The sequence below is a fragment of the Oribacterium sp. C9 genome (assembly GCF_002007235.1).
GTDB lineage: Bacteria > Bacillota > Clostridia > Lachnospirales > Lachnospiraceae > Oribacterium.
Map to the genome: position 1 here is coordinate 130,587 of NZ_MUHW01000007.1, position 13,571 is coordinate 144,157.

At 43.2% G+C, this 13,571-nt stretch carries 9 protein-coding genes and 1 pseudogene; all 10 read right to left on the reverse strand.

The genetic code is table 11. The features are described from left to right. Window positions 1-119: 119 nt before the first annotated feature. A complete protein-coding gene (locus BXO88_RS06390; RefSeq protein WP_078036919.1) occupies window positions 120-1,649 on the reverse strand; it encodes a tripartite tricarboxylate transporter permease in 1,530 nt (509 codons plus the stop codon). A 21-nt stretch (window positions 1,650-1,670) separates the two neighbouring features. Further along, on the reverse strand, window positions 1,671-2,147 hold the full coding sequence (locus tag BXO88_RS06395) for a tripartite tricarboxylate transporter TctB family protein (protein WP_078036920.1): 477 nt from the start codon (window positions 2,145-2,147) through the stop codon (window positions 1,671-1,673). A 21-nt stretch (window positions 2,148-2,168) separates the two neighbouring features. Further along, a complete protein-coding gene (locus BXO88_RS06400; protein WP_206099969.1) occupies window positions 2,169-3,227 on the reverse strand; it encodes a tripartite tricarboxylate transporter substrate binding protein in 1,059 nt (352 codons plus the stop codon). A gap of 129 nt (window positions 3,228-3,356) precedes the next feature. Continuing rightward, window positions 3,357-3,890, reverse strand: a pseudogene (locus tag BXO88_RS06405) (shikimate kinase); the annotation flags it as partial. 285 nt (window positions 3,891-4,175) lie between these two features. Next, window positions 4,176-5,528, reverse strand: coding sequence for a PTS transporter subunit EIIC (locus tag BXO88_RS06410; protein ID WP_078036922.1), 1,353 nt, complete (start codon window positions 5,526-5,528; stop codon window positions 4,176-4,178). A 95-nt stretch (window positions 5,529-5,623) separates the two neighbouring features. Further along, complete coding sequence (locus BXO88_RS06415; RefSeq protein ID WP_139355528.1) at window positions 5,624-7,072, reverse strand: glycoside hydrolase family 1 protein; 1,449 nt, start codon at window positions 7,070-7,072, stop codon at window positions 5,624-5,626. A gap of 178 nt (window positions 7,073-7,250) precedes the next feature. After that, window positions 7,251-9,050, reverse strand: a complete 1,800-nt coding sequence (locus BXO88_RS06420) for a PRD domain-containing protein (RefSeq protein WP_242945168.1) — start codon at window positions 9,048-9,050, stop codon at window positions 7,251-7,253. Between the two features lie 155 nt (window positions 9,051-9,205). Beyond that, a complete protein-coding gene (locus tag BXO88_RS06425) occupies window positions 9,206-9,802 on the reverse strand; it encodes a 5' nucleotidase, NT5C type (RefSeq protein WP_078036925.1) in 597 nt (198 codons plus the stop codon). 152 nt (window positions 9,803-9,954) lie between these two features. Then, complete coding sequence (gene yjeM, locus BXO88_RS06430; protein ID WP_078036926.1) at window positions 9,955-11,496, reverse strand: glutamate/gamma-aminobutyrate family transporter YjeM; 1,542 nt, start codon at window positions 11,494-11,496, stop codon at window positions 9,955-9,957. 408 nt (window positions 11,497-11,904) lie between these two features. Continuing rightward, window positions 11,905-13,224 (reverse strand): Nramp family divalent metal transporter, encoded by a 1,320-nt coding sequence (locus tag BXO88_RS06435; RefSeq protein ID WP_078036927.1) that lies wholly within the window; start codon window positions 13,222-13,224, stop codon window positions 11,905-11,907. Window positions 13,225-13,571: the final 347 nt, after the last annotated feature.

Below are 13,571 nucleotides of genomic sequence, written 5' to 3' on the forward strand. Positions count from 1 at the left end.
GACCGAAGATATACAGTGGAACTCCACCATAAATCACTCTTGTCTCAATTCAAATCCGGTGCGGATATTTTTCCATTTACTCTTCTCTTTTTTGCATATACATACGACATACGAACTCCTTATTCGGGGCGCATTTTCGGAACGGTCTCAAGCTCCACTCTACTGTCTTTTTTTATCCTCAGGCTTCTTACAGCCGGGATGTTGGAAATGATAGTGATAAATGTGATCACTGTAAGAACTATAGTTATGGGACGTCCGAATAATGCAATCACCGGATTTTCAGCTGTAGAAGCCAAAGATACTGCACGCCTGAAATTTGTATCCATCATTCCACCCAAAACCAGTCCCAGTGTAATAGGAGCTACAGAATATCCTCTGGTTCTCAGGAAGTATCCTAAAATTCCGAAAAAGAACATAAGTCCTACATCAAACATTCTCGTATTGCAGGCATATGCACCGACAACACACAAGACTGTGACCACCGGCAGGAGAATCTTTTTAGGTACTGATATCACCTTACTTACTACGGGAGTCAAAAGTGTTCCCAGAACAAGCAGGAATACGCATCCCAAAAATCCACCGGCCAGAATTGCGTTGAAGGCTTCTCCGCTGGTCTTAAGGAAATTAGGTCCCGGCTGCAGTCCATGAATGTAAAATACAGACATGATGATAGCTGTGACCGCATCACCCGGAATAGCCAGAGTGAGCATAGGTATCAATGCACCGCCGATGCAGGCATTGTTTGCAGATTCCGATGCCGCTATCCCCTCAACGGCTCCTTCTCCAAAGGGTACACTTGGATTTTTAACGATGCGCTTTGCCTCTGAATACGCAAGAAAAGCAGCAACCGGCCCCCCGGCTCCCGGAAGGGCTCCTACAAATGTACCTATGACACAATAATAGATAGAATGCCAGAATTCCTTTAAAACTTCTCCGGTCTTAACGACCATTTTTTCAAGTTTTGTAACTTCGCCCTCTGCACATCCATCAGAAACAGTACATAAAACCTCGGCAAATCCAAACAGTCCCACCAGTGCAGGAACTGTTGCGATACCGGATTTCAGTCCCTGAATACCAAACGTAAGTCTGGGAGAACCCACAACGCTGTCGAGACCTATCAAGGAAAAGAATATACCGATAAGAGCAGCTATAAGTCCCTTTGAGAATGACTTTGACGTAAGGGATCCGACTGTTGCAAGTCCGAACAGTGCAAGAAGGAAATAATCCATGGGCTGGAATTTCAAGGCCAAGGCAGTAATGGGCTTTGCCAGTATGGCCAATGCAACCAGTCCGAAAACAGATCCGATGAATGAATATACTGTTGCATATTTAAGGGCTTTGAATGCTTTTCCTCTTTTGGCCAGTGGATGACCGTCCATGGTAGTGACCACTGAAGATGGTGCTCCAGGAATATTTACAAGGATAGCTGAAAGTGCTCCGGAAAACACACCCACAACATATACTCCCATTATGGTTCCCATTGCATCCTCAGTGGACCATGTATATGTTATGGAAACCAGAAGTGCCGTTGCCAGGGAAACCGACAATCCCGGTATAGCACCAACGAACATTCCCGCCAGGGAACCTAAAAATGTCAATACGATAAAGCGGATATTAACGCAATATGCCAATACACCTAAAATACTCATATAATCCTCCGAAATACCTCTTTATGGAAAACGAACATTAAGTAATATTCCAAACAAGAGATAAATGATAAGCGAGGTGGCAACTGCGATAACAACTATCATCCACCATCTTTTTTCTCCGAAAAAACGGATCATGGCTATAAGAAAAACAACAGTAGCAGGTATGTATCCTGTGATATTCATGAGTACCTCATAAACCACTGCCATAAGGGCCACTATAACGACCCTCTTTAAATTAATGAGACTGCCGGAATCCTTTTTCTTTTCCTCCGAAGCCATCACTCTTCTTCCGTCGGCAAACAGTGAAAATGCCAGCAATATGGCGAATACCGATATCAGTACAGGAAAAAGATAGGGAGACATCTTCCATTCTGTCTGAACACGAGCTGTATAATGCATAAACAGGCTATATATAAGTAAAGCCACGCCCAGAATCAGAACCACTATGCCATCCTGAATCTCAGGATTACTTAAAGTTTTTTTCTTATGACCATCCATATGAGAACACCTCTTACATTATTAAGGCTTTGCTATTCCGTAATCCTCCGGGCTGTTTGTTGCAGCTCCGGCATCAAATAACATCCATGAAACCTTTGATTCCCATGCTGAATAGAACTTATTCATATCCTCTACAGTCTTATAGGTCTCATACAGTTTATCAATGTTGTTATCATCCATGAACTTTTTGAAATCTTCATTCTGTTCAGCCTTCTGTGCAGCAGAACGAAGAACTTCCTGAACATCTTCAGGCACATCATTCTTAACAAGCAGACTTAACGGTGTATATGGTATAGACAGATAGTCTTCAGCACCTTCCATGACTTCGCTAAGAGCACTTACATCAGGATACTGCTCCATACGTTCTGTTGAACATACCGCAAGCATCTTTAAATCACCTGATTCAATATATGATTTAACCGTTGAGTAATTTGAATTCGTGAATTCAACCTGTCCGCCCATAACAGCAACAATTCCGTCAGAACCGGATGAATATGCGGTGAGTGCCGGCTCATAACCATACTTATTCATGATAAGAGCCTGAACATGACCTGATCCGCCCGGACCTGTATATGCCATCTGGATAGTTCCCGGATTTGCCTTGATATCATTAAGAATATCTTCAATTGTGTTGTACTTGGAATTTCCTGCAACAACAATAACTTTAGGATCATTTGCAACAAGAGCGATTGGTGAGAAATCGGCATAACTCATTTCAGAAATACCCATGACTCTTTGGGTTCCCAGTGATTCTGCTGCGAACAAAACAGTATATCCGTCATTGCCCGCATCCAAAGTTGCCTGACATCCGACAGATCCGGATGCCCCTGCCTGATTCTCAACCACGATAGATTGTCCAAGTTCCTTACTAAGGGCCTGTGCAAACTGTCTGCCTACCAGATCGGTCGTTCCTCCTGCACCATATGGAACTATCATGGTAATTGCCTTAGTCGGATAATCCGTCTTTGCGGATTTTTCAGCCGAAGAACCATTAGGAACCGATCCTCCACCGGAACCACAAGCCACTGTGGACAGCACCAAAGTTGTCATCAATACCCCTGTTAAAATCTTTTTAAACATCCCTTTCATACCTCCTTGGTAATACTTCGACTGTATCACAGCCGATATTCCTTTACGTTATGTTATATATAACGTAAAACGTTTTACTTATACCCCATGGTTATATTTTCTCCATTTTAACCCTGTTTGTCAATGTAAAGGAACGTCGTATTTACGAAGTGAATCCACAAGCTCTTCACATATCTCAAGCTCTGTTTTGTTGTCGGTTTCCAGTACTATATCTGCTGCAGCCAGATACTTATCCCGGCGTTTTAGCATCATTTCCTCAATAAACTTCACATTTTTATTATTTTTAAGAAGTGGTCTTTCATGTCTGTCTTTGACACGTTCAAGTATAGTTTCCGGTTTTGCCGTAAGAAAAACAACTCTACCATTTTTCCTCATCTCAAGAACATTTTGTTCTCTCATGGGTGTACCGCCACCACAGGAAATAACTGCATGATGCTTTGACCTTAATTCTCTGAGAAGTTCTGTCTCGGCATTCCTGAAATACTCTTCTCCATGCACTTTAAATATATCTGAAATACTCATATTCTCGCGATCACAAATAATCTGATCCATTTCAACCACTTCCATGTCAGTCAATCTACCGAGTAATCCGGATATGGTGGATTTACCAACCCCCATAAAACCTATGAGAAATATGTTGTAGTCAAAAAGTTGTTCCATAGCAGCTTCTCCTTCAAAATGTGTCATAATAAAATACATGCTTTAAACATTTTACCAATAAGTCACTGACCTCGATAATTCCTTTTTCCACCCCATAGATATAACCATGATAAAGGTGCAGATCCATTCATAACAAAAAAACAGGTGGCAAATTCCTGCCACCTGCTTCATATTACTTTCAAACTGTTTTTTGTTTTTCTTCTGATCCTCAAACGAATGCTTCAGATACGTTTCAAGGAGCTGTTATTTCTTATAATATCTCAGTCCCTTTTCCATGACTCACTCATCAAATCCCACGAACCATGTGATAACGAATCCGAGGACTGTAGCGATGACTGCTGCAACACATGCAAGTACGAAATTCTGCATTGTACCGCCAAGGAAGATAGGAAGTGTAAGGAATGAGCAGGATGCTGTTGCATAAGCACGAACATCGAACATACCTACGAAGATTCCAGTGATAGCTGCTGCAGCGATTGCAGAGATAAGGGGCTTTCTGAGACGGATGAGACATCCGTAAAGTGCAGGCTCTGTTACTGAAAGAAGTGCTGTAACACCTGTTGAGATACCTGTCTGCTTGTTCTCTGCCTTCTTTGCCTTTACACCGACTGCAAGTGCTGCGCCTGCTATAGCGAGGTTAGCTGCAAGTGCCTTTGTGAAAAGAAGTGATGATCCATAGGTTGTGATCTCGTTTACGATAAGCGGAGTGATGATAGTATGCATACCAACCATTACGAGAAGCGGGTGTAATGCTGAAAGAACTGCCATGCTGATTCCACCGAAGCTTGTGAGCCATACACAGAAGTTAGCGAGAGCTGTACCGATGATGGTTCCGATAGGTCCGAGGATGAGAAGTGTAAGTACGAACATCACGAGACCAAGGATAAATGGTCTGAGAATCGACTTAACAGCATCAGGAAGTACCTTCATGATCTGACGATCAAGCACTGCCATAACAGGAACCATCAGAAGTGCAGGCACGATATTTGATGTGTAGCTAACCTTTGTAAGAGCGATACCGAAAAGATCAAGCTCCTCAACGCCTGAAATAGTACCTGAGCAAAGGGCGAGCATCACAAATGCTGCAACATATTCATTGGTCTTGAGACGACGTGCACCCGCGAAGGCTACCATAACAGGAAGATAGCTGTAAGCTGCCTGTGCCAATGCATTTACCAGCACATATGTGTTTGTCTCTGTAGCTGCCGGATTCATGAACTTCACGATGGCAAGCAGTGCAGAGATAAGACCTGAACCGATAAGTACAGGAAGTGTCGGTGTGATACAGCCTGAGATAAACGCAAATACCTTACTTACTGCATTCTCCTTTGTATCTCCGTCTAGATTCTCGTTAACAGGTGCCTCTGCGCCTGTCTCCGGAAGCAGTGGAAGCATCTCATTGTAAAGCTGCTCTACAGAAGGTCCGATAACTATCTGATACTGTCCTGCCTGATCGATGACGCCCTTCACGCCTTCGATTGCCTTCAGTTCCTCTTCATTTGCCTTCTTCTTATCTGCAAGCACTAGGCGAAGTCTGGTCATACAGTGTGTATGAGTCTTTATGTTCTCAGCGCCGCCTACTGCAGCTATTATGGCAGGTGCCATAGTCTTAAAATCAAGTTCTTTCTTCATTGTTGCTCTCCTTCTCAGATATGTCAGGTCTTTCTAAGCCAGTAAAAGATCCGACTTTATATTTATCTCCGGACCCCCTTCAGATCCGGCCAGATTCACATCTCTTCCCCGTTTGTCTCGATGACCTTCTTGTACCAGTAAAAGCTGTCCTTACGGGAACGTGCCAGTGTTCCTTTTCCGAAATCATCCTGATCCACATAGATGAAACCGTAACGCTTGCTCATCTGGTTTCCTGAAGCACTTATGATATCGATAGGACCCCAGCTTGTGTAGCCAAGCATCTCTACACCGTCATCGATGGCCTTTGCCATCTCGGTGAAGTGGTTCCTGAAGTATTCGATTCTGTAATCATCGTGGATACTTCCGTCCTCTTCCACCTTGTCTCTTGCTCCGAGACCATTCTCTACTACAAAAATAGGCTTCTTGTATCTGTCATACATCTCGATAAGAGAGAATCTCAGTCCCACAGGATCTGTCTGCCAGCCCCATTCACTGGACTTAAGATACGGATTCTTGACTCCCAGAACCGTATTGCCCGGTGTTCTAGGTGCATCAGGTGACACAGACTCTGTCATACTCATGTAGTAGCTGAAGCTCACATAATCAACTGTGTTATCCTTTATGAGCTCGAGATCTCCCGGTTCCATCTTTATGCTAATGCCTCTCTTTTCAATATCTCGAAGTATCAGCTTCGGATACTCACCGAAAACAAGCACATCCGTGTAGCTCAGATTCTCAAGATTTCTCTTCTGTGTAACCAGAGCATCCATAGGCTCACATGTATATGGATAACAGGTAAGCTTCGTAAGCATGCATCCCATAAGAGCTCCCGGAACCATCTCGTGAAGCATCTTCGCTGCCAATGCTGATGCCACGAACTGATGGTGAAGTGCCTGATAGCATGCCTGATCCACACCCTCAGTACTAAGCTCCGGAATGATTCCGGCAGAGGTAAATGGATGTCTTCCGCAGCTGTCTATCTCATTAAATCCCATCCAGTATTTAACATACTGACCATACTCCCTGAAGCAGGTCTCACAGAACTTCATGAAAAGTCCGATCACTTCTCTCGATACCCAGCCATTACCTTCAAATGCAAGACTAAGTGGCATCTCATAGTGATGAAGTGTGACCATCGGCTCAATGCCTCTGTCCTTCATAGCTTTGAAAAGCTTATGATAAAATTCAACGCCTGCAGCATTGGGCTCCGCCTCATGCCCTGTAGGATAGAGTCTCGTCCAAGCGATGGAAACTCGAAGGATCCTGAACCCCATCTCTTTAAAGAGATCCAGATCCTCTTCATACCGATGGTAAAAATCTATTCCATGACGCTTCGGATAGTAGGTGGTATCGGTTTCCGCAGCTGCTGCCTTTAGCCCTTCAAGTGTTACCGCTGTGTTTTCTTTCAGGTTCTTCTGATCCACCTTAGGCTTAAAAGCCTGAACATCCTGAACACTGAGTCCCTTACCATCTTCATTCCACGCACCCTCGCACTGATTCGCTGCCAGGGCTCCGCCCCATAGAAAATTCGAAGGAAATTTCACTTTCACACGCTCCTTTGTTTTTGATGTAATCAGAATAAACTCTTAAAAAAAATAAATCCATTCCATAAATTGCAATGTTTCTGTGCAATAAATGGAATGGATTACTGAACGTAAATTAGTTGTACCGGACATGAAATCCGCAGATTTTCTCTAACACCTTTAAAATATGAAAAAACGATTACATGAGAGTATCAGCTTGACCCGATAACAGCTCTGATTTCAGCTCATCCAGCTTACCGGGTAATAGTAACTCTCTGATACAATTATAAAACCCGATGCATTCACAGCTTTCCGTGTAGTAATTTGTCTCTATGATAAAACGGATATTAGTTCCTCTGTGCAGCACAGGCTTTTCCAGATAGAAGACCGTTATACTGTTTTCTCCGGCTTTCTTATGATGAACATAAGGCATCAGATAGGCATCCGTATCCAGTACAAACTCGTAATTGTCATCTACATTATCGGTACTGTTATCAGTATCAGTTACTACATCATTATTGGCATTGCTATTGGCGTTTGCAGCAAAAGAATATGTCTCAGCGATTTCGGCCTTCACATATTTTTTTATCAGTTCCTCAAGCTCCCTGTCCTTTATACGCTGTTTTATCTCCTTTAACCGCCTGCTTATAAGCTCATACTCATTATCAAGGGCGAAGAGCTTTACAAGCACAGCCTCCGGGCATGAAAGCGCCATGGACGCACTGGCTGTGAGGATCAAAACATTATCCTGCTCAGGCACATACTTCCTGCTAAGCTCCTTATTTAACCAAAGATAATGTTCAACTACCGTTACCCGTCCCACCTCATTAGGGAAATGCTCCTCCATCCACTGCTTCATAGGCCAAACAAGGCTCGGATTCTTCGATGTAACTATGATGCAGTCAACAGGCTTCTCCTTAGACCTTATAGCCATGGCAACATACAGGGCAACAAATGTAACTTCCGTTTCCGGCACCTTGAATCCAAAGGCCTCTTCAAAACAGCACACTACTATCTGGGTTGCAAGGACATAGGTCCGGTTTATCTCCCTCTTATAGTAATTGCTTATATGGTGCCCATATTCCGCACGCTGATGAAGCTTATAAACATGAAGGATAAATCTCAGTTTCTCATCCTCCTTCATGGAAAGCTCCAGTCCGAAAGTTTCCCTGACGCACTCACTGAACCGCTGATATGCCGGTTCCCATTCAGTGATCCATGCCTTTCTTGTATCAGGAATCTCTATAAGAAATGCAGGAAGTTCATTGAGCTTCGCCTGAAGATCCTGCTTCTCAGAATCCGAAAAGGACATTCCTGTCACGGAATAGATTATGTCCATTAGCTCATTCATGAGAGACGATATGGCAAGCCCATGATCCATTTGTTCCAATGTATATCCCATACTGCTTCTGATAAGAGACAATACCATATATCTCCTGAAACTCCTCAGGGATTCCCCGGAAACATGATACTGATGTGAAACGAAAAGCTTTGCCATGTAGGAACGCATTATGCCGTCAAGCCCTCTGTATTTGGCAGATACATCAGGCGCATAGATTTCTGCCGATTCCCTGTCAAACACTTTGGTGAGATACTGCCTTTTCTGAAATTCAGGTAGCTCTACGATAACTCCCTTTGTCCTGTTCACTGTAACAAGCTTTTTAAGAACACTTGAATTTTCTATAGTCCTGTAAACTGTCCCCTTGGATAGAAAAAGCTTTCCTGCCAGCGCCTCCATGCTGATGTAATCTTTCTCGAAAAGAAGTGCCGAAAGGATGTCATTGACCCTCTGCTCCGGCATCAGCATGGTCTGACGGTCATCCGCCTGTGCAAGAATGGTCTCCCTCGCCTTTTCGCTGAAATTCTTCACCGCATAACCGTGCTTTCCCACATTGATGATAGCTGCCCCATCTTCGAGACTTTTGTTAATGTCTCTGATCTCAGTTTGCAGAGTACGCAAAGAAATCCCGGCTTTTGCAGCCAGGTGATCCGCATTCATCCCTTCAGGGTGATTTAAAAGATATGAAATTATGTAGATTTGTCTGTTGCTAAGTTCCATGGTTTAGTGTCTTTATATAAAAGAAACGAGAGACCTTTCAGCCTCTCGTTTAAAACTCTACTCTTCGGTCGGTTTTCATTTTACCGTACTGTGGTCTACTGAACAAGACCTCTTATAGTATCCCAGTCAGGGCAACGACGATAATTTACCCCCGGAAGATCACATCCCTGATTCCATGGACGATCAAATACCATAACCTTCATTTCCGGCAGATGTTCAAAAAAGCGGAATGCCAATGGTGAATCCTCAACCGCATAATCAAAATGCATCTTGTAGTAATCCTCAAGCTCCAGATTGAACTCACTGTTCTTTATGAAGCTGTCACGTCCGTACTTGTTGAAACAGTATAATCTGACCCGATCGAGGCCATGTCTGTCAAGCCATTCACGGGATGCGTCATAGGCACTTCCGGGACGTCCGGTTATTATTGATACATCATAGCCTTTATCTATCCAACTGTTTATAGTCATAGATGCACCCGGAGTCTCATCATAAGATAAAAGAACCTCCGGCTTATGAGCTTCTATCATAAGATGCTCATACTGCTCGTCTTCCAAAGAAAAGGTTTTTTGAAGATTAAAGAACCGAATATTCTCATATGGAACCTTTATATCAAAAAGCTCTTCCACAAATCCGGAAAAGTGTCTCGCAGTCTCACATAAACAATCATCAAAATCAACGTATATTTTCATCTCTGGTCTCCTAATCTTGATATCACAAATATTATATACATAAATCCAAATTGTTAAAGGAATATATGATACTCCGCAAAAAAGAAGAAAGCGGGAAGCCTAAGCTTCCCACTTTCTATTTAAGCTATATAAATCAACTATCCGTTTAATGCTTATGCAATAATATTTGTGTCTAGAAGTTCCTCTTCTTCCACCTTACCGGCAGCAACGCGCTTCTCATAACCTCTGTATATAAGCCATGCTACAAATCCGAAGATAACCGGGCCACTGAGTGACCAGAAGGTTGTCTTGAAATCACCGTCCAGTGCAGGCTGAATGATAGCAAACACATTTGCAAAGAGAAGTGTCAGTGTTACGATATATCCCCAAATCTTGGCTGATTTGTTTGATTTGTAAACAACAAAGCTGCGGTCCACACCTTCCAGTTCCTTGAATTTAGGAAAAGCGAACGAAATGAACATATATGGAACAGTCATGCCGACATTGACCATAGCTGTCAGTATCAGGAAGAACTGCTGCATGGAATCTCCTCCGAAAGATACCAGAAGTATCATAAGAGAAACTATGGCACACTGGATCCACATGGCGTTCTTAGGCATGCCATCCTCCGCGATAACTCCCATATTTCCCGGCCAAAGCTCTGAAGGAGTACCCTCTATAAGCTGCTTAAGAGGAGAATAAACAAGTGTAAACATTGCCCCTAAAAGCGCAAGGAGCATGATGAGCGCATATACGCGGGCAAATCCGTGAGCGAGCATTATCTGAGTAGCCTCTGATGCTCCGAAAGTTTCACCGAAAACGGCTGCAAAGTTTGACATGATAACATATGAAACATTGCCAAGTGTGATGTTGTCAGCGCCAAGTATCTCACTATAATTTGTGAAAGAACCCACAAGCATGATCAGGAGACCGTAGCCCACTACTATTACCATGGCTGCAGTTACGATTCCCTTAGGGAAGTTCTTCTTCGCATTTTCAGTCTTATCTACCAGACCACCTACAGCTTCTATTCCACCATATGCAAAAAGTGCATATACGATGAATGACAGGATCATCACGGGACTTCCCTGATATGCAGCATTGAGCGGTGTCTTCAGAGACTCGAGGCCCTCAAAAGGCTGAAGGAGCTCACCGTGTCTCGCTACGATCATCACTATGGATCCAATAACAACGAGTGCATTGATGGTAAGTACAGCCGAACCACCGATGGAAGTCACTTTACTTATTTTGTCGATTCCCTTCGTATCAAAATAAGTGATAAATACAAAAAAGATCACTGCCATGATTCCGAGCAGTCTGGAACCGGACAAATACTCTGATCCAAAGAAGGACCAGCTTGAGGTACAATCCATTCCAAATATAAGATTTGATACCGGAACCCATATACCGGATGAAACATTGACCATCCAGAGTACATAGGAGGTATACCACATAAATGTTCCGATAAATGCGTATTTAGGTCCCACAGACTTACACATCCATGAGTACATGCCACCTGTCTCATTACGAAATGCTGAGCCGAACTCTGCAACCATAAATGCAAATGGTATAAAAAACAGGATACCTGAAACGACAAACCATGGGATAGCTGCATAACCCATGAGATAGTAGGATCTCGGTATGTTGTTAAAACCGTATACCGATGTGAAAATCATCAGTATCAGCGCTGCCAGACTTAGTTTCTTCTCATTCATAAATCCTTACTTACTGTACAAATGTACACTTAATCTCCCTTCTTTTTATGAAGCAAAAATGAAAAAATCGCCTTCACAAGAATGATTTAATATAATGCACCGTTATGGCGTCAATAGCCACGGATTATACCATATCCTGTGTTCATTTACAACAATTGTATGAAGGGTGTAGAAAAAGCTATGTCCGGGATATAAATGTCTGAACTATCCCCAAATCAGCCATACAAACAGATAGCCTGCTGTTGCAGCAATGAGGGTAAGCGAAAGTACGATCTTCATAAAGTCAGCATAAAAAAAGACCACGTACATGAATCCTCATGCACATGGCCCTTTATCATACTATTCTCTTTTCCGGTGATCCCTTCAAATCACCGTCCGACTGACATCTGTCAGTCAAATCTCACACTATCAGCCGCCGATAAATGAATTGATCAGCTTTGGAACCTGTGTCTGAAGTGCACTGGATGTCATATAAAGTGCGAACAGGTAGCAGATAGTCATTGAAACCTGTAAAAGTCTGGGTGACTCCATGCCCTCGTAGAGCTCCTTCTTCCAAAGGATCAGAAGCATGAACAGACCTGCAACAGGTGTAGCGATGGATGTAGCTACGTTAGCGATGAAGATAAGCTGTGTAGGTGATCCGCCATATGAGAAGCAGATAACTGTAGCAACAGCAAGACATGCAAGGCAAAGAACCTTAACAGGCTTTGACTCAAGTCCGGTCTCCTTGTTAAGACCTGCATTCAGAAGAACCACGCCTCTCTGAGTATTTCCGAGAAGTGAAGAGAAACCTGCGCCGATGATAGCGATACCCATTACGATAGGTGCTGCAGTGCCGAGGAATGGTCTGAGAAGCTCTCCGAGCTGTGCAGGAGCCTTGATAGTCTCACCTGTAGGGTTAAGAACGATAGCACCAACCAGAACGATAGCACCTGAAATAAGTACAACAGTTACGATATGTGTGATAGCATCTGCACGCATTGCACCGTTGAAGAGATCTTCCTTCTTCCACTTCTTCTCAAGTCCGAGATATGTGCCGTAGATTCCGGCTGTAACAGCTGCGTTTGTGCTGATGTATGCAAGAGATGTTGTAAGTGATCCCTCAGGGAACTTAGGTGATACAAAGCCCTGAGCCATAGCGCCTATATTTGGGCCGCCTGTTGCTATGAGTGTTGCAAAGAATGCAACGATCATACCGATGATACAGATGGTTATACCCTTCTCAACCTTTGAATAAACGCCCTTTGTAAGGTAGCAGAATGCCAGGATTCCAAGCATTATCAGAGAACCGATTCTCCAGTCAAAACCGAAGATAAGATTTACACCTGCGCCGGTTCCGGTGATATTACCAAGTGTGAAGAAGAAACACGATAAGAACAACGCCACTCCACAGAAGCCTGAAGCAATCCCGCCGTAGTAATGTCTGATAGCGTGTAATATAGGCATACCTGTCATTATAGATATCCTATAAGATGTCATGGTAAATGTGATTCCCATGATGATGATAGGAATAAGAAGCCACATCATCTGATAGCCATAATTTGCACCCATCATGGCAGATGTAGTGATATTTCCAGGTCCGATAACTATTCCTGTAAGTATGATTCCCGGTCCAACCTTTTTAACTAACTCCTTGAAGCTTAACTTCTTAACCTCACTCGGATTAAAGCCAAGTCTTTCTTGCACAGTTCCAACAGTCTTTGTTGGCTGGTTTAATGCAATCTCCATATATTATCTCCTTATTTACTGTGGGAACGTCAGCCTTCTTTTCACTCGGTCCGACGTCACTTATCAGGTCACCTATAACCTGCCACAAAACTCATATACGACCAAACCCTCTTTTCACGAACGGCCTTTCAGCTAAGAGGTAATCCTTTAATCATCTGTGCCCTTCTGAAAGGCGAGAGATCATGCTGTAAAAGCCAGTTAATTAAGCATGATCCCTGCCATCTGATTTAAAAAGCTAAATTCCGGATCCCGTTTGGACGTATCCCCTTTTAATTATTTTATGTTTATATTTAAGCGAACTTGCTCATATCAACCTTGTCGAGACCACTGTTCTTGATACCCTTAGC